This window comes from Micromonospora sp. NPDC052213, from assembly GCF_040679695.1.
In the GTDB taxonomy this organism is placed as follows: Bacteria; Actinomycetota; Actinomycetes; order Mycobacteriales; family Micromonosporaceae; genus Micromonospora.
The window spans coordinates 15,192-38,246 of the sequence record NZ_JBFAVI010000015.1 but is presented as its reverse complement, the minus strand read 5'-3'; the positions used below and the strand labels follow the sequence as shown (position 1 = coordinate 38,246).

Here is a 23,055-nt window from a genome sequence, read left to right as displayed (position 1 = left end):
CCATGGCCGCTTCGGGTCGTTCCGTCGTACGGCGGACCGGACGGATCCTGACCGGGTTCGGCGCGCTCGTCGTGCTCTGCGCGGTGCTGGTCGGCGCGCCCGTGGCGCTGCTCGCCCTCGCCGGCAACCCGCTGCCCGACCACCTGCCCACCGTCGCGGAGATCGGCGCGACGCTGACCAGCCGCGACGACGGGCGTCTCTTCCTGCGCGCGCTGGCGCTGGCCGGGTGGTTCGGGTGGGCGACGTTCGCCTTCTCCGTGCTGGTGGAACTCTGCGCGCAGGCGCTGCGCCGGCCGGCACCCCGGCTGCCGGGCATGAGCCGCCAGCAGCGGGCCGCCGCCGCCCTGGTCGGGTCGGTCGCGCTGATCATCGCGGCCAGCCCGGCGGCGAGCGCGGCGACGGCGATCGCCGGCCCGTACGCCCTGCCGGCAGCGCCGACCGCTAACGCGCCGATGGCTGTCCCGCCGCAGGCCACCTGGCCGTCCTCCGCCGCTCCGGCCGTCCAGGCTGGCCCGGCTCTGTCGCCCGCCCGTGCAACCCACGTCGATCTGGCGACCCAGGCCGCGCAGCCTGCTCCGGCGGCCTCGGCGGCGCAGGCTGCTCAGGCCGCGCAGCCTGTTCCGGCGGCCTCGGCCGACGGGGCGGCGGTCTACCGGGTGGCCCGGGGCGACCAGCTGGGCAGGGTCGCCGAGCGCTACCTCGACGACTTCGACGCCTACCGTGAACTGGCCGCCCTGAACCGTATCGACGACCCGGACCGGATCCACCCGGGCCAGTTGCTGAGGCTCCCGCAGGAGGCCGAGGACCGGGGTGCCCGCCGGCACGCCACCGGCCGCCTCGTCGCCCGTCCCACCGCACCCCTGCCGGCCCGGCCGGCCCCGCAGGTCACCCCGGAGCGGGCGACGCCCCCGCCCCCGCCCCCGGCGCAGGCCCCGGCACCGCCGCCGGCCGACACGCCCGGCGACGAGGCCCCGACGCTGACGGTCGGGGCGGCCCGGGCCGGCGAGCCCGACCGCGTGAACCGACCGCTCGCGGTCTCCGCCGTCCTGGCGGTGGCGAGCATCGTCGGCGCGCAGATCGGCGCGGTCCTTGGCCTGCGCGGCCGCCCCGCCCGCGTACCGGCAGGCGCGGCCCGCACCACCACCCGCCGTCGAGGCACCGGGGGCACCGGGCGGAACGGAGACAGCCGCAACGGAAGCGGACGCGACGGAACCGTACGGGCCCGGACCGGACGCGGAACCGGACGGAACGCGAGTCCCCGGGACGCCGGCGCAACCATCCACACCGGGACGACCGCCATCCCGAGCAGCACCGCTCCGGGCGGCCCCCGCGACGCGCCCACCGGCCCCCATCCGGTGGCCGGTGCCCTGTCCCGGGCCCACGCGGACACCACCCGCGAACCCCAAATCGGCCGCCACCGCCGCCCCTGACCCGCCCAAACCCCACCCCAACCCCCGGACGGGATGGGTGGGTGGGTGGGGTGGTCAGGGAAGGCGGGCTTCCAGCATGCCGTTGACGATGCGGGTGGGCAGGACCTGCTGGTCGTTGCCGGACGGCCCGTGCACGACCTCGCCGCCGTTGAGCCGGAACGTGCTGCCGTGCCACGGGCAGACCACGCACGCGTGCCCGTCGATCTCCTGCACCTCACCCTCGCCGAGCGGGCCGCTCTGGTGCGGGCAGCGCTCCAGCATCACGGTGACCTCGTCGCCGTGCCGGTAGAGGATCACCGAGACGTCGTCGATCTCCCGGGTGATCAGCTTTCGCTGCGGCAGGGCGGACATGTCCGCGATCGAGTGCCAGCCGTCGCTCATCCGGTGCAGCTCGGAGATGCTCTGGTTGACCTGCGCGCCCTGCTTGTACGCCAGGTGCCCGCCGATGTACGCCCCCATGCTCGCGGCGCTGAGCCCGAGGAAGCCGAGCGTACGGCCGAGGTTGTGCCGGCCGGTCATCCGGGCGGCCATGGAGCCGGCGTAGAACGTGAGGCCGACGCTGTTGGAGGCGGCGTGCACCAGGCCGATCCGGCGCTGGTCTCGGGCGAGGGCCGCCCAGTCGTTGAGCCCGGCGACCGCGGCCGGCAGGGCGCTGACGGTGCCCACCGCGCACAGCGTGGTGGCGGCGCGGCGCTGCCCCGGCATCAGGTCCAGCACGGCCGTGCTGAGCCACGCGCCGACCGGCACCTGCACCATCGCCGGGTGCAGCGGGTGCCCCAGCCACACACCGTGCAGCAGGTCGCGGACGCGCCTTGGGCGGAGGGTGGCCTGGACGGCCCGCTGCAACCGGTCGCCGATCCGGTCCAGCGCGGAGGCCTGCTCGATCTTCGTCATGAGTGCTCGCACCCGTACCGACTTCCCGGCAGGAGCGACCGCAAACCGGTATCCGGTGACGGATCCGCAGCGGTGCGTGACGAGGTCCCTGCCGACCCGGAACCGGGCGGGCACCGGCCGGATGGCACCCGCCCTTCCGCGGCGGTGCGGTCAGCGGTGCGGCGGCGTCCAGCGGTCGTGGTGGATCGCCTCGGCCAGCGGGCGCTTCTGCCGCCAGCCGTGCCGGGCCAGGTCGGGCACGGCCTCGAAGTGGGTGACCGGCCCGAGGCAGAGCCACGCCACCGGCCGTACGCCGTCGGGGATGCCGAGCAGCTCGGCCAGCCAAGGCTCCCGGTAGAACGACACCCACCCGACGCCGAGCCCTTCGGCGGTGGCGGCCAGCCAGAGGTTCTGGATGGCGAGGCAGGCCGAGTAGAGCCCGGTGTCGGCGATGGCGTGCCGCCCGAGCACGGCGGGGCCACCGCGGGCCGGGTCGTAGGTGACCACCACGGACAGGGTGGACTCCAGTACGCCGTCGATCTTGATGCGGGCGAACCGCTCGGCCGCCTCCCCGTCCAGGGTGGCGGCGAAGGTGTCCCGCTCGGTCTGGACGTGCTCGTGGAACCGGCGCCGCAGCTCGGGGTCGCGGACGAGGACGAAGTCCCAGGGCTGGGAGTAGCCGACGCTCGGCGCGGCGTGCGCCGCGGTCAGGACGCGGTGCAGCGCCCCGTCGGGCACCGGCGCCCCGGTGAACTGGCCGCGGACGTCCCGGCGGCGATGGATGACGTCGTAGAGATCCAAGGCAGGCTCCCGCTGCGCTCGGCCCACGCTCCGGGCGTGGGCACCTGACCGCGAGGCCGGTCTTCGGACTCCCGGATCGACGCCTGGCCGTCCGCCTTCCCGGCCCGGGCGGGCCAGTGGCTGCGCTCTCGCGCGTGGACGGTGGCTCCCCGGTCACCGCGGCGGGCCCGTGCCGGATTCGCACCGGCTTCCCGATTCTCCCCGCTCGCGCGGGGCACCTCACATGATCGTGCCGCCCGGCATGCTAGCGCCGCGCCACCCGGACCGCCGCCCCGCCGGCGGCGGCACCCGCGTCGGGGTAGAGGTCGTCGCCGACCGGCAGGGGCCGGACCGCCGGCCGGATCCGGCGGCCGGGCGTGGAAATCCGGTCGCGGGCCGCGCCGTCCGCGACCAGTGTGGTCCGGGTGTACGCACTCGCCTCCCGCCCGCTGCCGGCCGGCCACCCGGCGGCCCGACTGACCGTCGCCCTCGGCCGGCCCCGGGCCGTGCCGCCGCCGCTGCTGATGCTGCTGGGCATGCTCTCCACCCAGGTCGGTGCGGCCGTCGCCAAGCAGCTCTTCGGCAGCACCAGCGCCGGCGGTACGACCACGCTGCGGCTCGGCTTCGCCGCGCTGATCCTGCTGCTCGTGGCCCGGCCCGGGCTGCGGCTGGGCTGGCGCGCCGCCGGCCTGGTCGGGGCGTTCGGGCTCACCCTGGCGCTGATGAACCTCGCCTTCTACGCGGCGCTGCACCGGGTGCCGCTCGGCGTGGCGGTCACCATCGGTTTCGCGGGGCCGCTGCTGGTGTCGCTCGCCGGCAGCCGCCGGCCGGCCGACGTGGCGTGGGCGGTCCTGGCGGGCGGCGGGGTGCTGCTGATCAGCGGGCTCGGCGGGACCGGGGTGGACCGGGTGGGGCTGCTGCTGTGCGTCGCCATCGCGGTCGGCTGGGCCGGGTACGTACTGCTCGGCAAGGCGGTCAGCGCCCGCGTGCCGGGCAGCCGGGGCCTCGCGCTGGGAATGGCCGTCGCCGCGCTCGCCGTACTGCCGTTCGGGGTCGCCGGCAGCGGCACGGCGCTGCTCGACCCGTGGACCCTCGCGCTGGGCGTCGCGGTGGCGCTGCTGTCGTCGGTGCTGCCGTACTCGGCCGAACTGGCCGCGCTGCGCCGGATGCCGGCCCGCGTCTTCGCGATCCTGCTCAGCCTGGAGCCGGCGATCGGCGCGCTGGTCGGGCTGGTCCTGCTGGGCGAGCTGCTGGCCTGGCCGCAGGCGGCCGGGGTGGCGTGCGTGGTCGGCGCCGCGCTGGGCGCGACCCTGGTCCGTCCCCGCGCCGCGAAGGCGCGCTGACGCCCCTGGCGCCGCCGGCACCACCGGGGCATGCTGTGCCGATGGGCGTACGCGTCGAGCACGACGGGCCGGTGACCACGGTGATCCTGGACCGCCCGGCGGCCCGCAACGCGGTCGACGGGCCGACGGCCGGGGCCCTGGCCGACGCGTTCCGCGCCTTCGAGGCCGACCCCGACGCGGCGGTGGCCGTGCTCTGGGGCGCCGGCGGCACGTTCTGCGCGGGGGCCGACCTGAAGGCGATCGGCACCCCGAGCGGCAACCGGGTCGAGCCGGAGGGGGACGGCCCGATGGGCCCGACCCGGATGGTGCTCGGCAAGCCGGTGATCGCCGCGATCTCCGGTCACGCCGTGGCCGGCGGGTTGGAGCTGGCGCTCTGGTGCGACCTGCGGGTCGCCGAGTCCGACGCGGTCCTCGGGGTGTTCTGCCGGCGCTGGGGGGTGCCGCTGATCGACGGGGGGACGGTCCGGCTGCCCCGGCTGATCGGCGAGAGCCGGGCGATGGACCTGATCCTCACGGGCCGGCCGGTGCCGGCCGAGGAGGCGTACGCGATGGGGCTGGTGAACCGGCTGGTCGCCCCGGGTGAGGCGCGGGCGGCGGCCGAGCGGCTGGCGGCCGAGATCGCCCGGCACCCGCAGACCTGCCTGCGCAACGACCGGGCCGCCGTGCTGGCCGGCGTGGGCCAGCCGGAGCCGGCGGCGCTGGCGACCGAGCTGGCGTACGGGATGGACTCGCTCGCCGCCGACGCGGCGGCCGGGGCGGCCCGGTTCGCCGCCGGCGCCGGGCGGCACGGCGCGGCCGTCTAGCGCGGGCGCCGCAGCGCGGCCGTCTAGCGCGGGCGCCGCAGCGGGGCCGTCTAACGCAGGTGCCGCAGCGCGTCCTCGATGGCGCGGTGGAACGTCGGGTAGGCGTAGATCATGTGCCGGAGCCGGGCCAACGGCACGGCCGCGTGCACCGCCACCACCAGCCCGGAGAGCACCTCGCCGCCGGCCGGCCCGACCGACGTCGCGCCGATCAGCACGCCCTGGTCGGCGTCGGCGACCAGCTTGACGAATCCCTCGTTGCCGCTCCGGTGGATCCAGCCGCGCGCCGACGACGGCAGCTCGGCGAGGCCGACCTGCACGTTGATTCCGCGCTCGCGGGCCTGCCGTTCGGTGAGGCCGACCGCGCCGATCTCGGGGTCGGTGAAGGTGACCCGGGGCAGCGCGCGGTAGTCGGCGCGCGGCACCGCGCCGGCGGAGGCCCCCGACCCGGTGGTGCCGGACGCGCTGACCGCGCCGACAGCGCCGCCCGTCACGCGGGCGGTGCCGCTGGCGTCCGGCCCGCCGTCGGCGCGCCGGGCGTGGTCGAGCACGTCGGCGACGACGATCCCCGCCTGGTACATGGCGACGTGGGTGAACGCGCCCTCCCCGGTGACGTCGCCGACCGCCCACATCCCGTCGGTGACGCGCAGCCGGTCGTCGACGGCCAGGTACCGCTGGCCGGCGTCCACCCCGACGGTCTCCAGGCCCAACTCGTCGAGGTGGGCCCGGCGGCCGGTCACCACCAGCAGCCGCTGCCCGGTGAACTCCGCCCCGTCGGCCCCGCGCAGCGTGAAGCCGCGCCCGTCGTGGCGCACCCGCTCCGCCCGTACACCGGTGTGGATCTCCACCCCGTCGGCGCGCAGCGCGGCGGCGGCCACCTCGGACGCCTCCGGCTCCTCGACCGCGAGCACCCGGTCCGCCGCCTCGACGACGGTGACGCGGACGCCGAACCGGGCGAACACCTGGGCCAGTTCCAGGCCGATCGCGCCACCGCCCAGCACCAGCAGCGACTCCGGCAGCTCCTCGACCTCGATCGCCTGGCGGTTGGTCCAGTACGGCGTGTCGGCCAGCCCGTCGACCGGCGGCACGGACGGCTTGGTGCCGGTGCCGAGCACGATCCCGTGCCGGGCCTGGAAGACCCGCTCGCCGACCCGGACCCGGCCGGGGCCGTCGAGGCGGGCGCTGCCCCGGACGAACCGGCCGCCCTTGCCGGTGAAGCGTTCCACGGCGACCGTGTCGTCCCAGGTGTCGGTGGCCTCCTCGCGGATCCGCTTCGCCACGGGCGCCCAGTCGGGCCGGACCTGGGCGGTGCCGGCGAGCCCGTCGACCCGGCGCGCCTCGGCGATCGCGTTGGCCGCCCTGATCATCATCTTGCTCGGGATGCACCCCCAGTAGGGGCACTCCCCGCCGACCAGGTCACGCTCGACGCCGACGACGGTCAGCCCGGCCTCGGCGAGCCGCCCGGCCACCTCCTCGCCGCCGACCCCGAGCCCGACCACGACCACGTCCACCAGTTCCGGCTCCGCCATCCCGCCAGCATTCCGCACCACCCGGCCTCCGACCACCCGGCCGGCGCGATATTCGCTGCCCGGGTGGTGGTCGGCCGCCTACGGTGGCCGGATGCGCGCCCGCTTCTCCGCCGTCCACGACTGCTTCGCCGACCTGCTCGTCAGCGGCCGGGAGAGCGGGGCCGGCCTGGCGATCTGGTACGACGGGGAGCCGGTCGTCGACATCGTCGGCGGGGAACGGTCGCCGGGGCGACCGTGGCGACCGGAGACGCTGGTGAACGTCTACTCGGTCGGCAAGCCCGTCGCCGCGCTCTGCCTGCTGATGCTGGTCGACCGGGGCCGGCTCGGCCTGGACGACCCGGTCGCCGCGCACTGGGCGGACTTCCGCACCGCGGCCACCGTCCGGCAGGTGCTCGCACACACCGCCGGACTGCCGACCTTCCCGGTGCCCCGGCCGGCCGCCGCGATCGCCGACTGGGACCTGCTCTGCGCCGACCTCGCCGCCGCCGGGCCGGAGTGGCCCCCGGGTTCCGTCGCGGGCGAGCACGCCTGGACGTACGGGCATCTGGTGGGCGAGCTGGTGCGGCGGGTCGACGGGCGGTCGGTGGGCCGCTTCCTGGCCGAGGAGATCGCCGGGCCGTGGCGGCTGGACCTCGGCTTCGGCCTCGGCGAGGCGGACCGGCGGCGCTGCGCCGAGCTGCGGTACGGCGACCCGGGGTGGCCGGACCGGGTGGCCGGTGCGCCGGGCTCGCTCTGGGCGCGGGCGCTGGACAACCCGCCCGGCGGGCGGGACCTGGCGGTGGTGAACAGCCCGCTCTGGCGGGGCGCGGAGGTGCCGGCGGTCAACCTGCACTCGACGGCGGGTGCCCTGGCCCGACTCTACGCGGGCCTGCTCGCCGGTGGCGTCCTCGACGGCGTACGCCTGTTCAGCCCGGAGCTGGTGGGCGAGGCGACGCGGGTCCAGTACGACGGCGACGACCTGCTGCTGGGCCGGCGCACCCGGTGGACGCTGGGCATGCGGTGGGAGGAGGACGGGAGCTGGGGCATGGGCGGGATCGGCGGCAGCTCCGCCTGGGCCGACCCCGCGCGCGGCTACACCTTCGCCTACGCAACGTCCCATCTGGCCGACCACGACCGGGTCGACGCCCTGGTGGACGCCCTGCACACCTGCCTCTGACCCGCCCCCCCCGGGCGGCGGCGTCACGGGGCGGGCACGGGGACCGGGGCGGGCGCCGGGGCGGGCCCGGGGAACACCACGGGCGTGCCGGTCGGGGTGAGCAGGGCGCGGGCGGCCACCGCCAGCCGGCGGCGCCGCGGCACCAGCGCCCGGCCGGCGAAGACGTCGTAGTCCTGCGCGGCCACCTCGTCGAGGATGCCGCCGTAGAGCGCGTACGCGGTGCGCATGCACGCCTGCGAGGCGGGCGCGAGCAGCGTGATCCCGGGTGCCGCGGCGGCGTAGTGGGCCTGGGCGCGGCCCACCTCGTACGCGATCAGCTTCCGGATCCGGGGCGTGGCCCGCCCCCGGGCGCGGGCCTCGGTCAGCTCCTCGCGGGTGACGCCGAACAGGGCGAGGTCGTCGTCGGGCAGGTACGTCCGCCCGCGCTCCAGATCCTCGCCGATGTCCCGGATGAAGTTGGTGAGCTGGAAGGCGAAGCCGAGCTGGCGCGCCGGCTCGCGGGCCGCGGCCGGGTCGGAGCTGCCCAGGATCGGCAGCATCATCGTGCCGATGACGGCCGCCGAGCCCTCCATGTAGTCGAGCAGGTGGTCGTAGGTGCGGTACGAGGTGACCGTCAGGTCCATCGCCATGCTCTTGAGGAACGACACGAAGTCGTCCCGGTCGAGATCGAAGACGGCGATGGTGTGCAACACGGCCGGGAGCAGCGGGTCGTCGACCGGCTGGCCGTGCAGCCCGGCGACGAAGCGGCCGGCCCAGTCGTCGAGCCGTGCCGCGCGCTCGGCCGGGGACAACTCCTCGGTCCGGTCGACGATCTCGTCCGTGTAGCGGGTGAACCCGTAGAGGGCGTGCACGTGCCGCCGTTTCCAGGCGGGCAGCAGCCGGGTCGCGAGATAGTAGGTGCGGCCGTGGCGCCTGTGCACCGCACGGCAACGGTCATAGGCAGCGGTGAGATCCGTGTCCACCGGCCCTCCTCAACTATCGACGCACCAATCGACGCAAGACGTAACCCTAGGGTACGCTCGGCCGCATGGCCAACGACGCAGTTGCCGGCAACACCCTCCGCGTCACGCCGGCAGCCCAGGGGGACGGGGACGACCTCGTCGGCGCGGTCCTGGCCGCGTACACGAGGGATCTGGTCACGGCGGTGGACCGCACCCTGGCCGCCTTCCTGGCCGCCGAGGTCGCCTCGCTGGCCGAGATCGACGCGGCGATGGGCCGTTTCGCCGCGACGGCGCGCGACAGCGTGCTGGCCGGCGGCAAGCGGGTCCGGCCGACGTTCGCCTACTGGGGCTGGCGCGGCGCGGGAAGCGCGGAGCCGCTGCCGGCCGTGCTGCCGGCGTTCGCCGCCCTGGAGTTGCTGCACACCTTCGCCCTCGTGCACGACGACGTGATGGACGCCTCCGCCACTCGACGCGGCCGGCCGACCGTGCAGGTGGCGCAGGCCGCCCGGCACGCCGCCGCCGGGCACCGGGGCGACCCGCGTCGGTTCGGCGAGGCGGTCGCGGTGCTGGTCGGCGACCTCTGCGTGGTGTGGGCCGACCGGCTCCTCGCGCACGCCGCCCTGCCGCCGGCCCGGCTGCTCCACGTCCGCCGCTGCTACGACCAGATGCGGGTGGAGACGATCGCCGGGCAGTACCTCGACGTGCTCGGCGAGAGCGACGCGGCGAACTGGTCGGTCGACCGCGCGCTGCGGGTCGCCCGCTACAAGACCGCGAGCTACACGGTGCAGAAGCCGCTGCTCTTCGGCGCCCGCCTGGCCGGCGTCGAGACCGACGCCCCGCTGATCGCCGCGTACACCCGGTACGGGCTCGCGGTCGGCGAGGCGTTCCAGCTCTGCGACGACCTGCTCGGCGTCTACGGCGACCCGTCGGCCACCGGCAAGCCGGCCGGCGACGACCTGCGCACCGGCAAGCCGACCGCGCTGCTCATGCTCGCCCGGCAGCTCGCCACGCCGGCTCAGCGGCGCGCGCTGGACCGGGTCGGCGACGGGGTGACGGACGAGGAGATCGCCCGGCTCGCCGGCGTGGTCGCCGACACGGGCGCGGTGGACCGCGTCGAGCGCATGATCTCCGACCGGGTCGCCGAGGCGCTCGCCGCGCTCGACGCCGCGTCGGTCGACGAGACGGCGCGCACCGCGCTGACCGGTCTCGCCACCGCCGCCACCAACCGGCGGGCATGATGGGCAACTTCGCACAGGGGGGTGGTCGCGTGCGCACCGTGCACGGGCGTACGGACCGGGTGGTGGTGGTCGGCGCCGGCCTGGGTGGGCTGGCCTGCGCGCTGCACCTGGCGGGCAGCGGCCGGCAGGTGACCGTGCTGGAGCGCGAGCCGGTGCCGGGCGGCCGGGCCGGCCGACTCGGCGTCGACGGCTACGAGTTCGACACCGGCCCCACCGTGCTCACCATGCCGGACCTGATCGCCGAGGCGCTCGGCGCGGTGGGCGAGGAACTGGACGACTGGCTCGACCTGACCCCGCTCGACCCGGCCTACCGGGCCTACTACCCCGACGGGTCGACGCTGGACGTCATCACCGACACCGCCCGGATGGCCGCCGAGATCGCCCGGGTCTGCGGCCCCCGCGAGGCCGACGGCTACCTGCGCTTCGTCGACTACGCCCGGAAGCTCTGGCAGTGGGAGCGCGCCGACTTCATCGAACGCAACCTGGACGCGCCCACCGACCTGCTCACCGGCAACCTCCTGAGGCTGCTGGCGGGCGGCGCCTTCCGCCGACTCCAGACGAAGATCAACCAGTTCTTCCGCGACCCACGCACCCAGCGGATCTTCTCCTTCCAGGCGATGTACGCCGGCCTCGCCCCGCACGACGCCCTGGCCATCTACGCGGTCATCGCGTACCTCGACTCGGTGGCCGGGGTCTACTTCCCGCGCGGCGGCATCCACGCGGTCTCCCGGGGCATGGCCGGCGCCGCCGAGAAACACGGCGTGCAGATCCGGTACGACACCACGGTGACCCGGGTGGAGACCGCGAACGGCCGGGCCACCGGCGTGCTGACCGCCGACGGGGAGCTGATCCCGGCCGACGTGGTGGTGCTCAACCCCGACCTGCCGGTCGCCTACCGCGACCTGCTGCCGCCGACCCGCCCCCGCAGGCTCACCTACTCGCCGTCCTGCGTGGTCCTGCACGTGGGATCCCGGCAGGGATATGGGAGGATCGCCCACCACAACATCCACTTCGGACGGTCCTGGAAGGGCACCTTCGATGAGGTCATCCGGCGCGGCGAGCTGATGAGCGACCCGTCCCTGCTGGTGACCAACCCGAGCCGGACGGACCCGTCGGTCGCGCCCGCCGGCCGGCACACCTACTACGTGCTCGCGCCGGTGCCCAACCTCCACCGGGCGCCGCTCGACTGGCGGGGCGACCTCACCGACCGCTACGCCGACCAGCTCGTCGGGACCCTGGAGGAGCGCGGCTACGTCGGCTTCGGCGCGGGCGTCGAGGTGCTGCGGGCCGTCACCCCGGCCGAGTGGGCCGAGCAGGGGATGGCCGCCGGCACCCCGTTCGCCGCCGCGCACAGCTTCTTCCAGACCGGCCCGTTCCGCCCGTCGAACCTGCACCGGACGCTGTCGAACGTGGTCTTCGTCGGCTCGGGCACCCAGCCCGGCGTCGGCGTGCCGATGGTGCTCATCTCCGGCAAGCTCGCCGCCGGCCGCATCACCGGGGAATCCTGATGACCCTCGCCCGCACACCCGAAAGGCACCTGCCGTGACCACCCGCGAGAAGCACCTCGTCGAGCTCGTCGACGACGCCGGGCACGCACGGGGCGAGACCACCGTGTCCGCCGCGCACCAGCCCCCGGGCCAGCTGCACCGCGCCTTCTCGGTGCTGCTCGTCGACCCCGACGGCCGGGTGCTGCTCCAGCGCCGGGCCGGGGTGAAGACCCGCTTCCCGCTGCGCTGGGCCAACTCGTGCTGCGGCCACCCCGCGCCCGGCGAGTCGCTGGCCGAGGCCGCCAACCGCCGGCTGCGCGAGGAGCTCGGCGCCGACCCGGTCGAGCTGACCGAGGTCGGGGTGTACGTCTACTACGCCGAGGACCCGGCCACCGGCCGGGTCGAGTTCGAGTACGACCACGTCCTGCGGGGCGGGTTCCGGCCGGGCACGCCGCTGCTGCCCGACCCCGACGAGGTGGCCGAGCTGCGCTGGGTCGACCCCGTCGAGCTGGTCGCCGACCTCGACGCCGATCCCCGCGCGTACGCGCCCTGGCTGGGCGGGGTGGTGAAGCGGCTGCTGCGGCCGACCGTCGGCCCGCCGAACGCGGCCACCAGCCCCTCCGCGCTGCCGGCGGACGACGCGTCGGAGCGGTCGGGTGGCCGATGAGGCGCTGAGCGCGGGGGCGGTGGCCAGGCAGCTGGGGGTCGCCGTCACCACCCTGCGCACCTGGCACCAGCGCTACGGGCTCGGCCCGAGCGAGCACGTACCGGGGCACCACCGGCGCTACACGCCGGCTGACCTCGCGCGCCTGGAGATCATGCGGCGGCTCACCGCCCAGGGGGTCACCCCCGCCGAGGCGGCCCGCTGGGCCCGTCGGACGCCGGCGGCCGCACCCGCCACCGACGCCCGTGCCCGCCCGCCCGCGCGTACCGCCGGCACGCGGGACGGCGGCGGCCCGACGATCCCGGTCGGCCGGGCCGGGCCGGCCGCCCGGGGGCTGGCCCGTGCCGCCATGCGGCTGGACTCGGTGGCGATCAGCGAGGCGATCGCGCACGCCGTCGAGGCGGACGGGGTGGTCGCCACCTGGGACGGGCTGCTGCGCCCGGTGCTCGTCGGCATCGGGGAGCGGCACGCCGCCACCGCCGGCCTGATCGAGGTCGAGCACCTGGTGTCCCGGTGCGTGTCGGAGGCGTTCGCGGCGGTCGCCCGGGCCGGCGCGCCCACCGGGCCGCCGCGCGTCCTGCTCTCCTGCGCCGACGAGGAGCAGCACAGCCTGCCGCTGGAGGCGCTCGCCGCCGCGCTCGCCGAGGCCGGCGTGGGCTACCGGATGCTCGGTGCCCGGGTGCCGGGGGCGGCGCTGGTCGAGGCCGTCAACCGGACCGGGCCGGCCGCCGTGGTCGTCTGGTCGCACGCCCCGGCCACCGCCGACCCCGCCCAGCTCACCGCCCTGCTCGCCGCGCCCCGCCGGCCGCTGCTGGTGCTCGCCGCCGGGCCCGGCTGGCCGGCGGACTCGCTGCCCGCCGGGGTGGTGCGGCCGCTCGACCTCAGCGAGGCGGTCTCGCTCGCGCTGGCCGTACGCGACTCGCTGGACCAGTCCACCGCTGGCTGACCGGGGCGCCGGGACGAAAAGCCGTCCACTAGCGTCGGGGGGTCCGCTGACCCCGACCCCCTTCGGGAGCGAACGATGCGCCCACGCGCCGTACTGGCATCCGGTCTGGCCCTTGCCCTCCTCCTCGGCGGCTGCGGCGACACCTCCGCGTCCCCGCCGGAGGCGGCCGGCCCCAGCCCCGTCGCCTCGGCGCCGCTGCCGCCGGAGTCGACCCCGACGGCCAGCCCGCGCCCGACCCGCAGCACCCCGCCCAAACGCCCGGTCCGGCCGCTGCCCAGCAAACTGCCGCCGGGCCTGCAGCGCAGCACCGGCGTACGGGCCGTGGCGCTGACCTTCGACGACGGGCCCGACCCGGTCTGGACGCCGAAGATCCTCGACCACCTCCGCGCGGCGCGGGTCACCGCCACGTTCTGCGTGGTGGGCACCCAGGCCCGCCGCCACCCCGATCTGGTGCGGCGGATCGTGCGGGAGGGGCACCAGCTCTGCAACCACAGCTGGCGCCACGACATGGACCTCGCCCGGCGACCGGTCGCCGAGATCCGCAGCGACCTGGCCCGCACGAACGCGGCGATCCGGGCCGCGGCGCCCGGGGCCAAGGTGCCGTTCTACCGGCAGCCGGGCGGCCGGTGGACGCCCGAGGTGGTGTCGGTCGCCAAGCAGCTCGGCATGCGGTCGCTGCACTGGAGCGTCGACCCGCAGGACTGGGGCAAGCCGACCACCGCGACGATCACCAAGCGGGTACGCGCCGCGGCCCGGCCCGGATCGGTCGTGCTGCTGCACGACGGGGGCGGCGATCGGGCCGCGACACTGGCCGCCTGCCCGCACCTGATCACCGACCTGAAGCGCCGCTTCGGCATCGCCCGACTCCGCTAGACCGTCCCTGACCTGCGGTTTTGTGGCTCGTTGTGGCCAGGGCCATACCGGTTTGGTCGAGGGGCCGACCATCACGTAAGCTATCCAAGCCTCCGGCGGGGCCGGATGGGAGCAAGTCCGCTTGAAGTTGCGAGTGTGCAATGATGGCGGGGCCGCCCTCATCGTCTAGCGGCCCAGGACGCCGCCCTTTCAAGGCGGTAGCACGGGTTCGAATCCCGTTGGGGGCACGGTCCGGCTTCGGCCGGAGGCAACAAAGCTAGGTCCTGTGGAGCAGTTGGAGTGCTCGCCGCCCTGTCAAGGCGGAGGTCGCGGGTTCAAGTCCCGTCAGGACCGCCAGCGCTGACGCCGCGCCCACCATGCGCGGCGTTCTGCGTATCGGAGCGTGTGACCCTCCCGGCGGACAGCCCGCCGTGCGGGTAGCATGAACCGAGCAACACGGCCAGGTAGCTCAGTTGGTACGAGCGTCCGACTGAAAATCGGAAGGTCGGCGGTTCGACCCCGCCCCTGGCCACATAGCCTTTCGCCGGGCTACTGAAGCGCCGACCAGCGGAAACGCCGGTCGGCGCTTCTGCGTGCAGGGGCCTGCCTCATGGATCGCCCTTGGCCATGGTTGACCGCTCTTGGCCACCCTCTGCTTGTGAAAGACCTCCGGGTGTCACACCGCGACCGAGAAGCGGTGGTTGCCCGATCCCGACCCTGGTGGGGATCTTGCTGTATGCGCTTCGGATCGTTCTGCTGTCGTTGTGCGCGCTGCTGACCGCTCCTTGCCCGGGAGCACCGTCACGTATCGCACGTGAATCGCACGGCTCCCCTCAAGCCGAACGCGCCCGCCCCCTGGTCGAGGCCGGGCGCGTATGCCTCACCAGTCAGCAGCAGCTTCCGGCTGCTCCGGCCGTGGCCGGCTCCTTCCCGGCGGCCGGGGTGCAGCATGCGCTCCCGGCGGCCTTCTCCAACTGGGGGGAGTCGGCCTTGACGGTGTAGACCTCCCAGGGCTCGTTGCCGGGGCCGCGCACCCACACCTTGTCCTGGAGGGCGTAGCAGCACTCGGTGTTGTTCTCCTCCAGCGTGATGAGGCCGGAGTCGGTGAGACGCCGGGTCGCGGCGGTGACCTCGTCGGTGCTGAACACCTCGACGCCCAGGTGGTCCAGCACGGTGGGCTGGTCGGCCTCGCCCTCCAAGAGGACGAGCTTCAGGGGCGGGTTCTCTACGGCGAAGTTGGCGTAACCGGGGCGACGCTTGGCCGGCTCGACGCCGAACAGCTTCGAGTAGAAGGCCACGGAGCCTTCGAGGTCGGACACGCGCAGAGCGAGCTGGACACGAGACATGGTTGTTCCCTCCTGATGGGTTCAGCGGACGTGGTAGGCGAGAGCGGCGGTGCGGTTGCCTAGATGATTTTCGAAGCAAGGACTACGTTGCACCCTGTTTTGAGATCTGTCAAGCTAGAGGAATGTCGAAACAAGAGCTGCCGGTGGTGGGCCTCAACGCGGTCGCCTGCTGCTCCCCGATCGCCGTCCGCCCGATGAACCCCGAGCAGGCGGCGGTAGTCGCGCCGATGTTCAAGGCCCTCGGTGACCCGGTCCGGCTGCGGCTGATGTCGATGATCGCGTCGGTGCCGGAGATGTGCGTCTGCGACCTGACCCCGGCGTTCGACCTGTCCGGGCCGACCATCTCCCACCACCTCAAGGTGCTGCGCGAGGCCGGCCTGGTCGACTCCGAGCGGCGCGGCACCTGGGTCTGGTACCGGGTGAAGCCGGAGGCGTTCCGCCAGCTCGGCGCGCTGCTGGAGATCTCCGCCGCCCCCGCAGCCGGCAGCGCCGAGTGAGCCTCGCCCTGCCCCGGCGGGCATCGGCGGAGTTCGCCGGCACCGCCCTCCTGGTCGCCGCCGTGGTCGGGTCTGGGATCGCGGCCTCCCGACTCTCTCCGACTGACGTCGGGCTCCAGCTCCTGGAAAACGCGATCGCCACCGCCCTGGCCCTGGGCGCGCTGATCCTGACCTTCGGGCCGGTGTCCGGGGCGCATTTCAATCCGGTCGTCTCCGCCGTCGACTGGTGGCTCGGCCGCCGCGCCGGCACCGGCCTGACCGGACGGGATCTCGCCGCCTACACCGCAGCCCAGATCGGCGGTGCGATCACCGGGGCTGTCCTGGCTGACCTCATGTTCGACCTGCCGGCCGTGGCCTGGTCGCGCACCGACCGGGTCGGTGGGAACCTGTGGCTGGCTGAGGTGGTCGCCACCGCCGGCCTGGTCCTCCTGGTCTTCGCCCTCGCCCGCTCCGGCCGCACCTCCGCTGCTCCGGCCGCCGTGGGCGCCTACATCGGGGCGGCGTACTGGTTCACCTCGTCGACCTCGTTCGCCAACCCGGCCGTCACCATCGGACGGGCCTTCACCGACACCTTCGCCGGCATCGCCCCCGCATCCGTGCCTGGCTTCATCGCCGCCCAGCTCGTCGGCGGCCTGGTCGCCGTCGCCGCGCTCGCCGCCTGGTACCCCCACGCCGCCGACTCCGCCGACGCCGTCGTCGTGCCGCACCTCGTCCAGGAGAACCGATGAACGCCCCCGCCAGCCCCGCCGGCATCACCATCACCGCGATGGGCGACCAGCACGCCGACGCCGTGCTCGACATTTACCGGCTCGGCATCGCCACCGGCCACGCCACCTTCGAAACCGAGCCACCGACCTGGGAGCGGTTCACCGCGACCCGGCTACCGCACCACCGCTGGGTGGCCGTCGACCCCACCGGCCGCGTCCTGGGCTGGGTGGCCTGCTCGGCCGTGTCCGACCGATGCGTCTACGCCGGGGTCGTCGAGCACTCCGTCTACGTCCATCCCGACGCCCGCGGTCGAGGAGTCGGCCGACTCCTGCTCGACGCCCTGATCGCCTCCACCGAGCAGGCCGGCATCTGGACCATCCAATCCGGGGTCTTCCCCGAGAACACCGCCAGCCTCGCCCTGCACACCACCTGCGGCTTCCGCACCGTCGGCACCCGCGAACGCGTCGGCCGACACCACGGCACCTGGCGCGACGTCACCCTCATCGAACGCCGCAGTCCCACCATCACCTGACAGGAAGCCCACCGATGAGCGACAAGCCCACCGTCCTGTTCGTCTGCGTCCACAACGCCGGCCGCTCCCAAATGGCCGCCGGCTGGCTGCGCCACCTCGCTGGCGACACCATCGACGTCCGCTCCGCCGGCTCCGAACCCGCCGACCAGATCAACCCCGTCGCCGTCGAAGCCATGCGCGAGGTCGGCATCGACATCACCGACCAAACCCCGGCCCGGCTCACCTGGGACACCGCCGAAACCAGCGACGTCATCATCACCATGGGCTGCGGCGACGCCTGCCCCGTCTTCCCCGGCAAACGCTACGAAGACTGGAAGCTCACCGACCCCGCCGGGCAGCCCCTCGACGTCGTCCGCCAGGTCCGCGACGACATCCGCGCCCGAGTCGAGAAGCTGATCACCGACCCTTCATCGACGCCTCGTGCTCCTACGAGCGGCCGGTAGACCCCGTCGCGAAAGCCGGTCGGCGCTTCTGCGTCACGCCCCGAGAACACGGCTGCCCGGTCTGACCCTCGTTGGCCCCGGAATCCCGCCGATGGCCGTCCCGTGTCACACGTGGATTGCGCGGACTCACTGTGGGCCGGACGGACCGGATCACCCAGAACGCCGACCTGGCGGGCCGGTTCGGAAAAGAATCAGGGCGACAGGGAGGGACCGTGAATCTGCTGAGTGTCCTGCCGCTCGCCTTCGTGATGATCGCCGGTCCGCAGATCATCAGCGCCATCTTCCTCGCCTCCAGCCGGAACGCGAAGCGCAGCTCGCTCGCCTACCTGGTCGGCGCCGGGCTCGGCATCCTCGTCGCGCTGACCGTGTGGTACGTCGTCTTCCACACGGTGCATGGCGCCGGGAACGGGCAGCACAAGCATTCCGGCACGCGTCGCGTGATCGACTGGGTGGTGCTGCTGGTGCTGCTGGCGTTGATGGTGATGATCTTCGCCCGCCGCAGGCGCAGCCAGCCGCCGAAGTGGATGAGCAGGTTGCAGGAGGCCGAGCCGCGCTTCGCCTTCGGGCTGGGCTTCCTTCTCTTCATCGCCATGCCCAGCGACGAGGCGACCATGCTGGCAGTCGCCGGGAGCCTGGCAGGCCACGACAAGCCGTGGTGGAACCTGCTGCCGTTCCTGTGTCTGACGCTGCTGCTACTGGCCTTGCCACTGCTCGCCCTGCTCGCGTTCGGTCAGCGGGCGACGGCAGCGCTGCCGAAGATCCGCAACTGGGCCAACGACCACTCGTGGTTGGTCAGCGAGGCGGTGGTCCTGATCTTCGTGGCTATCGTCGTGTCCGACCTGCTCTGATCACCGCCGCTTGCGGAGGATCTCCTCGTCGGGCAGTCGCCAGACCGGCCAGCCCTGGAAGCAACGCGGAGAGAGCTGCGCCTCTGCCGGGCCGGTCGACGCTGCCGTGGCCGACGGCGCAGGGCCGAACCCTGACGAAGGTGGGTACGCCCGCCTGTCGTTCGGGCACGGTGCGCGCCCCTGGCGGATCCCTACCGTCGACGCGTCACGACGGATCCTCAGGGAGGGCGACATGATCACTTCAACTGGGCTGACGACACGCTTCGGCGCGGCGGCGGCGTCGGGCGCAGCGGCCGGTGGTCGCCTTGCGTAGCCGCGGCCGGGCACTGCTCGTACTCCTGACGCTGTTGGCCACACTGCTGGCCGGCAGCCCGGTCGCGGCCCAGGCTTCGGCGCCGGCGTTGAAGCTGCCGGCACCGACCGGCCGCTACCTGGTCGGCACCACCTGGCTGCACCTGACCGACGACGCCCGGCCCGACCCGTGGCGGCCCGAGCTACGCCGGGAGCTGATGGTGTCGCTCTGGTACCCGGCGGTGGCCGCGCCGGGCGCGCGGGCGCCCTACACCACCGCGGCGGTCTCCGCGCGGATCATCGCCGCCGAGGGGTTGCCCCTCCCGCCGGACCTGTTGACCACCGTACGCACCAACGCCCGCCGCGACGTGCCGGTCCGGCCGGCCGCCCGGGGCTGGCCGCTGGTGGTGCTCTCTCCCGGTTTCAGCCTCAGCCGGGAGTCGCTGACCGGGCTGGCCGAGGAGCTGGCCAGCCGGGGGTACGTGGTGGCCGGCGTGGACCACCCCCACGAGGCGCGGGGAGTCGAGTTCCCGGACGGCCGGGTCGCCGACTGTCTCGCCTGTGAGGCGACCGGGCAGGACAGGCTCCCCCGGGTGGTCGAGGGACGGGCGGCCGACGTGTCGTTCCTGCTGGACCGGCTGACCGGGCCGCGTCCGGTGTGGCGCGGCGCCCGGTTCATCGACGCGAGCCGGATCGGCATGGCCGGGCACTCCATCGGCGGCGCGAGCGCCGCGCAGGTGCTCCGCACCGACCGGCGGGTCGACGCCGGTGTCAACCTGGACGGCACCCACTTCGTCCCGGTCCCGGCGGGCACCGTGGCCAAGCCGTTCCTGCTGGTCGGCTCCGAGCGGCCGACGGACGCGAGCTGGCTGCGCGACTGGCCCGGCCTGGCCGGCTGGAAGCGGTGGCTCACCGTCACCGGCAGTGGTCACCTCTCCTTCACGGACCGGCCGGTCCTCGGCGCCCAACTGGGCATGGACCCGGGCGCCATTCCGGGGGACCGGCAACTGCTGATCACCCGCGCGTACGTCGCGGCGTTCCTCGACGCGCACCTGCGTGATCGACCGCAGCCCCTGCTCGACGCACCCGCCCCGGCCTACCCCGAGGTGCGTTTCCGGGACGAGGCGGCATGACGAGGCGCCCGACGCCCTGACCCGTACCGGTCGGGGGCTGGCAGCCGGAAGGTCGGCGGGCCAGCACCACCCCTGGCCACAGTCGCCGGGGATGGATGGTCCCCGCCCGCCCAGGACGCGGGTGGGGACCGGCGTCGCCTGCGGCTGGTCCGTCGTCACCGGCGAGACGGGGGCGGCCCAGGGTCGGGGGCCGACCCGTCAGCGCCCCTGTTGCCGGCGCTGGGCCATCCCGCTCTGGATCGCCTCCCACACGCTTCGCCCGGCCTGCCGCAGCGTCTCGCCCGCCTGCTCCGCGAGCTGCGTCGCGCTCGGCGTCCCACCACCGCCGGCTTCGTCGGGCTGCTCGCGCGGCCCGCGTCCGGGCCCGCCCTGCTCTCCGCGGGCCTGCTCGGGCCCGCCCTGCTCAGGGCGCTCCTGCGCGGACGGGCCCGCCTCGCGCCCCGCCTGCTCCCGAGCGCGCTGGCCCTGCTCCCCGCCGCCGCCCGCGCCCGGTCCCCCGCCCTGACCCGGGGCGCCCGGCTCCCGCAGGGACCGGTCGGCGACCGCGCCGATGGCGCCGACCTGCTGCCCGAGATCGTCGGTCGCGCCGCCGGGCCGCTCCCCGGAGGCGCTGACCTGCCCGCCCCGCCGCTCCGCCGAGCCCGCTGCCTGCCCGCCGGGTTGCGTTGCCGAGCCGGCGAGCAGCCCGCCGGGTTGCGTTGCCGAGCCGGCGACCTGCCCGCCCGGGCTCGCGATCTGCTGCGTCGCCCGGTTCACGTCGTCGATCGAGGCGATCGCCGTACGGGACAGGGCGTCGATGATATGCGGATTTCTGTCGATGGTGCTCAGCGCCCGGTCGAGGATGTCGACCAGCTTCTCCAGGCGCACCTTGAGCTGCGCCTCGGCGTGCACCCCGGTCATGTCCAGCTCGACGCCCCGCAGGTGCACCCGCACGCCGGCGTCGAGCTGGAGGAGGTTGGCCAAGCGCGCCCGCAGGGACAGGTCGGCGTCCAGCCCGTCCACGGCGAGCCGGATCGAGTCGACCGACACCTCCGGTACGTCGAGCAGGACGTCCGGCTCCGTCGCCCCCTGCTGCGATGGCCCGGCGACCCGGTCCGGCTCCCGCTGCTGCGCGTCTTCGCTCATGCTCCCCGCTCCGCATCCTCCGGCCCGGTCCGGCCGGGACCGTCCGGGGCGCTTACCCGCTATCCGGTCGACCATCCCGTCCCGCCGTCCCGCCTCCGTCCCGCCCCGGGAAGGCGCGCCCGGCCGGCCGCCGGCCGCCGTACGGGCGTACGAAAAGGGTGTCCGGAACCGGGCAGCGCGCGAAGCTGCACACCCGGGCAGCAGCCGGTATGGTCCGGGCCTATGGGACAGGAGATGGCTGACCCGGCCGGCTTCCGGCAGGAGTACGACCAGTTCTCGTTACGCAGCGTTCTCCTGGTCCCCGGCCCCGCGGACCAGGCGTTCGCGGTGTTCACCGACGCCCTGGCGGCCTGGTGGGTGACGGAGTACACGTGGTCCGGCCCGGAGCACCTGGCCGAGCTGGGCATGGAGCCGCGCGCCGGCGGGATGCTCTACGAGATCGGCCCGTACGGCTTCCGCTGCGACTGGGGGCGCGTGCTGACCTGGGATCCGCCCCGGCGGCTGGTCTTCACCTGGCAGATCGGCGCCGACCGGGCGCCGGTGCCGGATCCGGCGCAGGCGAGCGAGGTGGAGGTCCTCTTCCACGCGGACGGGCCGGAGCGGACCCGGGTGGAGGTCGAGCACCGGCACTTCGACCGGCACGGCGAGGCCGCGGAGGGCTACCGGCAGGCGCTGACCGCCGGCTGGCACGAGCTGCTCTCCCGCTACGCGACCACGGTGGCCCACGGCGCCGGCTGACCCGGCGCGCGCCACCCGCACCCACCGGGCCACGGGCACCGTCGCCGTGGCCCGAGCCGTCAGTGGCCGATGCCCGGGCGGGTGCCGGGAGCCGTGGCGACTCCCCGGCCCCCGAGGTCGGCGCGGCGTCCCGCCTCCGCGCCGGAGCCGAACCCGCTGCCGGCCAGCCGGCGCGGCGCGGCGGTGCGCAGGCGCGGGTACACCTCGGCGACGCGGCGCCGCACCCGATCCGACCGGTCGGCCAGCACCAGCGCGACCGACGACCCGCCCGAGTCGGCGGCCGCGTGGGCCTCGGCCGCCCTCAGCCGCACGCCGATCACCTGGGCGAAGCCGGCCAGCCAGGAGCGCCGGAAGGCGGCGGGATGCTCGCCGGGCGGCACCTCGGCCGCGGCCAGCCCGTGCGCGGCCTGCACGAGCAGCGACGTGAAGAGCAGGTCGACGCGTTCCAGGTCGCTGGCGAAGCCGAACAGGTGCATGGCGAAGCCGCTGCCCTGCCGGCGGCGGACGCAGCGGCAGCGCAGCGGGTCGGCGACCGCGGCGAGCAGGCCGACCTTGTCCCGGGCGTACGGGGCGACGACCTCGACCACCCGGTCGCCCACCGGGTCGGTGGCCGGGTCCCGGGCGGCCAGCAGCGCCCGGTCCACGCCGTAGCGGGCGATCAGCTCGGTGGCCTTGGCGGTGAAGGCGGCCGACTCGGCGGGGGTGCAGGCCGGGTCCTCGGCCTGGGCCAGCAGCTTGCGCACCTTGCTGAGCATGGCCTCGGACATGCCCCCAAGCCTGTCACGCGGGCGAGGCGCTGTTCGGGGCGGCGGCAGCCGCCGGATCAGCCGGCCCGGCTGCGCAGGGTGGCCACCGTCGAGCCGGCCAGGGTGAGCAGGCAGTCCGGCAGCAACCCGTCGGCCGCCGCCGCCCCGAACAGCGCCTCGCCGGTGTCGGCGTCGGCGTTGGCGTACGCGCTGACGAAGCGGGCCACCCAGCGCGTGTCGTAGTCCGCCTCGTCGATCCCGGGAAAGTCCAGCGCGCACGTGCCCGGCGGCACCGGCCCGCCGACCATGGTCGCGGCGAGGCACCAGGCCACCCCGTACGCGCCGGCCAGGCCGGACCGGTCGACGACCGCGTCGAACGCCCCCACCACCGCGTCGCCGTCCCCGGCCAGCGCCGAGCGGAGCACGGCGGTCGCGTCGTCGAGCGTCTGCTGTGGTGATTCCGTCACGCACCGCACGGTACGGCAGCGGGTCAAGCGATCGGCGATGGTGACTCTCCGTGCGCATGGCGGACGACCTGCGGATTGAGTCGCCTCCGTGGTCACGCCGCACATGTCGGCACGCTAATGTGCGCAGCGGACCTTCGCCCGG

Annotated in this window: 22 protein-coding genes, 3 tRNA genes, 2 pseudogenes and 1 riboswitch; of the genes and pseudogenes, 19 read left to right on the top strand and 8 right to left on the bottom strand. The window is 74.9% G+C overall.

The window, feature by feature from the left end; translation table 11 throughout:
• Positions 1 to 2: 2 nt before the first annotated feature.
• A pseudogene (locus AB0L34_RS06475) lies at positions 3 to 1,112 on the top strand (LysM domain-containing protein); the annotation flags it as partial.
• A 372-nt stretch (positions 1,113 to 1,484) separates the two neighbouring features.
• Here the strand turns inward: AB0L34_RS06475 and AB0L34_RS06470 are convergent.
• Both AB0L34_RS06470 and bluB read right to left on the bottom strand, forming a co-directional pair.
• A complete protein-coding gene (locus AB0L34_RS06470; protein WP_363702416.1) occupies positions 1,485 to 2,324 on the bottom strand; it encodes a Rieske (2Fe-2S) protein in 840 nt (279 codons plus the stop codon).
• Between the two features lie 150 nt (positions 2,325 to 2,474).
• Positions 2,475 to 3,104, bottom strand: a complete 630-nt coding sequence (gene bluB, locus AB0L34_RS06465) for a 5,6-dimethylbenzimidazole synthase (RefSeq protein WP_363702414.1) — start codon at positions 3,102 to 3,104, stop codon at positions 2,475 to 2,477.
• 36 nt (positions 3,105 to 3,140) lie between these two features.
• Positions 3,141 to 3,341: riboswitch (cobalamin riboswitch) on the bottom strand.
• Between the two features lie 167 nt (positions 3,342 to 3,508).
• On the opposite strand from bluB, the gene AB0L34_RS06460 reads away from it, so the two are divergent.
• A complete protein-coding gene (locus AB0L34_RS06460; RefSeq protein WP_363702412.1) occupies positions 3,509 to 4,426 on the top strand; it encodes an EamA family transporter in 918 nt (305 codons plus the stop codon).
• A gap of 41 nt (positions 4,427 to 4,467) precedes the next feature.
• The gene (locus AB0L34_RS06455; RefSeq protein ID WP_363702410.1) at positions 4,468 to 5,229 is read left to right on the top strand and encodes a crotonase/enoyl-CoA hydratase family protein; all 762 of its coding nucleotides are present in this window, start codon (positions 4,468 to 4,470) and stop codon (positions 5,227 to 5,229) included.
• A 50-nt stretch (positions 5,230 to 5,279) separates the two neighbouring features.
• On the opposite strand, the gene AB0L34_RS06450 is transcribed toward AB0L34_RS06455, so the two are convergent.
• Positions 5,280 to 6,755, bottom strand: a complete 1,476-nt coding sequence (locus tag AB0L34_RS06450) for an FAD-dependent oxidoreductase (protein WP_363702408.1) — start codon at positions 6,753 to 6,755, stop codon at positions 5,280 to 5,282.
• A 91-nt stretch (positions 6,756 to 6,846) separates the two neighbouring features.
• Here AB0L34_RS06450 and AB0L34_RS06445 point away from each other — a divergent pair, with 91 nt between their 5' ends.
• The gene (locus AB0L34_RS06445; protein ID WP_363702406.1) at positions 6,847 to 7,911 is read left to right on the top strand and encodes a serine hydrolase domain-containing protein; all 1,065 of its coding nucleotides are present in this window, start codon (positions 6,847 to 6,849) and stop codon (positions 7,909 to 7,911) included.
• A gap of 23 nt (positions 7,912 to 7,934) precedes the next feature.
• On the opposite strand, the gene AB0L34_RS06440 is transcribed toward AB0L34_RS06445, so the two are convergent.
• Complete coding sequence (locus tag AB0L34_RS06440; RefSeq protein ID WP_363702404.1) at positions 7,935 to 8,873, bottom strand: phytoene/squalene synthase family protein; 939 nt, start codon at positions 8,871 to 8,873, stop codon at positions 7,935 to 7,937.
• 65 nt (positions 8,874 to 8,938) lie between these two features.
• On the opposite strand from AB0L34_RS06440, the gene AB0L34_RS06435 reads away from it, so the two are divergent.
• From AB0L34_RS06435 to AB0L34_RS06400, 8 genes are all read left to right on the top strand, one after another.
• Positions 8,939 to 10,090: a polyprenyl synthetase family protein gene (locus AB0L34_RS06435; protein ID WP_363702402.1), complete on the top strand. Its 1,152-nt coding sequence runs from the start codon at positions 8,939 to 8,941 to the stop codon at positions 10,088 to 10,090.
• On the top strand, positions 10,090 to 11,598 hold the full coding sequence (gene crtI, locus AB0L34_RS06430) for a phytoene desaturase family protein (protein ID WP_363702490.1): 1,509 nt from the start codon (positions 10,090 to 10,092) through the stop codon (positions 11,596 to 11,598). The genes AB0L34_RS06435 and crtI overlap by 1 nt, the downstream gene beginning before the upstream one ends.
• Positions 11,599 to 11,632: 34 nt before the next feature.
• Entirely contained in the window at positions 11,633 to 12,244 is a 612-nt protein-coding gene (idi, locus tag AB0L34_RS06425) for an isopentenyl-diphosphate Delta-isomerase (RefSeq protein ID WP_363702400.1), read from the top strand.
• The gene (locus tag AB0L34_RS06420; RefSeq protein WP_363702398.1) at positions 12,234 to 13,187 is read left to right on the top strand and encodes a MerR family transcriptional regulator; all 954 of its coding nucleotides are present in this window, start codon (positions 12,234 to 12,236) and stop codon (positions 13,185 to 13,187) included. The genes idi and AB0L34_RS06420 overlap by 11 nt, the downstream gene beginning before the upstream one ends.
• A gap of 75 nt (positions 13,188 to 13,262) precedes the next feature.
• Positions 13,263 to 14,060, top strand: coding sequence for a polysaccharide deacetylase family protein (locus AB0L34_RS06415; RefSeq protein WP_363702396.1), 798 nt, complete (start codon positions 13,263 to 13,265; stop codon positions 14,058 to 14,060).
• Positions 14,061 to 14,214: 154 nt separating this feature from the next.
• A tRNA-Glu gene (locus tag AB0L34_RS06410) sits at positions 14,215 to 14,287 on the top strand.
• Between the two features lie 32 nt (positions 14,288 to 14,319).
• Positions 14,320 to 14,396: transfer RNA gene (locus AB0L34_RS06405), tRNA-Asp, on the top strand.
• Between the two features lie 101 nt (positions 14,397 to 14,497).
• Positions 14,498 to 14,571 (top strand) — tRNA-Phe (locus AB0L34_RS06400).
• A gap of 355 nt (positions 14,572 to 14,926) precedes the next feature.
• Here the strand turns inward: AB0L34_RS06400 and AB0L34_RS06395 are convergent.
• The gene (locus AB0L34_RS06395; protein ID WP_363702394.1) at positions 14,927 to 15,385 is read right to left on the bottom strand and encodes an ArsI/CadI family heavy metal resistance metalloenzyme; all 459 of its coding nucleotides are present in this window, start codon (positions 15,383 to 15,385) and stop codon (positions 14,927 to 14,929) included.
• A gap of 122 nt (positions 15,386 to 15,507) precedes the next feature.
• On the opposite strand from AB0L34_RS06395, the gene AB0L34_RS06390 reads away from it, so the two are divergent.
• The 6 genes and pseudogenes from AB0L34_RS06390 to AB0L34_RS06365 all read left to right on the top strand — a co-directional run bounded on the left by AB0L34_RS06390 (position 15,508) and on the right by AB0L34_RS06365 (position 19,837).
• Positions 15,508 to 15,882 carry a metalloregulator ArsR/SmtB family transcription factor gene (locus AB0L34_RS06390; protein WP_363702392.1) on the top strand — a complete coding sequence of 125 codons (375 nt, stop codon included), beginning with the start codon at positions 15,508 to 15,510 and terminating at the stop codon, positions 15,880 to 15,882.
• Positions 15,879 to 16,586 (top strand): annotated as a pseudogene (locus AB0L34_RS06385) (MIP/aquaporin family protein); the annotation flags it as partial. The gene AB0L34_RS06390 and the pseudogene AB0L34_RS06385, both read left to right, overlap by 4 nt.
• 62 nt (positions 16,587 to 16,648) lie before the next feature.
• Positions 16,649 to 17,122, top strand: coding sequence for an N-acetyltransferase family protein (locus tag AB0L34_RS06380; protein WP_363702488.1), 474 nt, complete (start codon positions 16,649 to 16,651; stop codon positions 17,120 to 17,122).
• Positions 17,123 to 17,136: 14 nt separating this feature from the next.
• A complete protein-coding gene (locus AB0L34_RS06375) occupies positions 17,137 to 17,565 on the top strand; it encodes an arsenate reductase ArsC (protein WP_363702390.1) in 429 nt (142 codons plus the stop codon).
• A gap of 212 nt (positions 17,566 to 17,777) precedes the next feature.
• Entirely contained in the window at positions 17,778 to 18,413 is a 636-nt protein-coding gene (locus AB0L34_RS06370; RefSeq protein WP_363702388.1) for a GAP family protein, read from the top strand.
• A gap of 305 nt (positions 18,414 to 18,718) precedes the next feature.
• Complete coding sequence (locus tag AB0L34_RS06365) at positions 18,719 to 19,837, top strand: hypothetical protein (RefSeq protein WP_363702386.1); 1,119 nt, start codon at positions 18,719 to 18,721, stop codon at positions 19,835 to 19,837.
• Positions 19,838 to 20,035: 198 nt separating this feature from the next.
• Here the strand turns inward: AB0L34_RS06365 and AB0L34_RS06360 are convergent, their stop codons facing one another.
• Complete coding sequence (locus tag AB0L34_RS06360) at positions 20,036 to 20,962, bottom strand: hypothetical protein (RefSeq protein ID WP_363702384.1); 927 nt, start codon at positions 20,960 to 20,962, stop codon at positions 20,036 to 20,038.
• Between the two features lie 222 nt (positions 20,963 to 21,184).
• On the opposite strand from AB0L34_RS06360, the gene AB0L34_RS06355 reads away from it, so the two are divergent.
• Positions 21,185 to 21,700, top strand: a complete 516-nt coding sequence (locus tag AB0L34_RS06355) for an SRPBCC family protein (RefSeq protein WP_350702110.1) — start codon at positions 21,185 to 21,187, stop codon at positions 21,698 to 21,700.
• Positions 21,701 to 21,759: 59 nt separating this feature from the next.
• Here the strand turns inward: AB0L34_RS06355 and AB0L34_RS06350 are convergent, their stop codons facing one another.
• Both AB0L34_RS06350 and AB0L34_RS06345 read right to left on the bottom strand, forming a co-directional pair.
• Entirely contained in the window at positions 21,760 to 22,467 is a 708-nt protein-coding gene (locus AB0L34_RS06350; protein WP_363702382.1) for a DUF2786 domain-containing protein, read from the bottom strand.
• A 56-nt stretch (positions 22,468 to 22,523) separates the two neighbouring features.
• Positions 22,524 to 22,913 (bottom strand): hypothetical protein, encoded by a 390-nt coding sequence (locus AB0L34_RS06345; protein WP_350702114.1) that lies wholly within the window; start codon positions 22,911 to 22,913, stop codon positions 22,524 to 22,526.
• Positions 22,914 to 23,055 lie beyond the last annotated feature (142 nt).

Coding starts and splice junctions, on each gene's coding strand:
- AB0L34_RS06470 (WP_363702416.1), bottom strand. CDS start 2,324: ATGACGAAGATCGAGCAGGCCTCCGCGCTGGACCGGATCGGCGACCGG.
- AB0L34_RS06455 (WP_363702410.1), top strand. CDS start 4,468: ATGGGCGTACGCGTCGAGCACGACGGGCCGGTGACCACGGTGATCCTG.
- AB0L34_RS06450 (WP_363702408.1), bottom strand. CDS start 6,755: ATGGCGGAGCCGGAACTGGTGGACGTGGTCGTGGTCGGGCTCGGGGTC.
- AB0L34_RS06445 (WP_363702406.1), top strand. CDS start 6,847: ATGCGCGCCCGCTTCTCCGCCGTCCACGACTGCTTCGCCGACCTGCTC.
- AB0L34_RS06435 (WP_363702402.1), top strand. CDS start 8,939: ATGGCCAACGACGCAGTTGCCGGCAACACCCTCCGCGTCACGCCGGCA.
- crtI (WP_363702490.1), top strand. CDS start 10,090: ATGGGCAACTTCGCACAGGGGGGTGGTCGCGTGCGCACCGTGCACGGG.
- AB0L34_RS06415 (WP_363702396.1), top strand. CDS start 13,263: ATGCGCCCACGCGCCGTACTGGCATCCGGTCTGGCCCTTGCCCTCCTC.
- AB0L34_RS06395 (WP_363702394.1), bottom strand. CDS start 15,385: ATGTCTCGTGTCCAGCTCGCTCTGCGCGTGTCCGACCTCGAAGGCTCC.
- AB0L34_RS06390 (WP_363702392.1), top strand. CDS start 15,508: ATGTCGAAACAAGAGCTGCCGGTGGTGGGCCTCAACGCGGTCGCCTGC.
- AB0L34_RS06380 (WP_363702488.1), top strand. CDS start 16,649: ATGGGCGACCAGCACGCCGACGCCGTGCTCGACATTTACCGGCTCGGC.
- AB0L34_RS06375 (WP_363702390.1), top strand. CDS start 17,137: ATGAGCGACAAGCCCACCGTCCTGTTCGTCTGCGTCCACAACGCCGGC.
- AB0L34_RS06360 (WP_363702384.1), bottom strand. CDS start 20,962: ATGAGCGAAGACGCGCAGCAGCGGGAGCCGGACCGGGTCGCCGGGCCA.
- AB0L34_RS06355 (WP_350702110.1), top strand. CDS start 21,185: ATGGGACAGGAGATGGCTGACCCGGCCGGCTTCCGGCAGGAGTACGAC.
- AB0L34_RS06350 (WP_363702382.1), bottom strand. CDS start 22,467: ATGTCCGAGGCCATGCTCAGCAAGGTGCGCAAGCTGCTGGCCCAGGCC.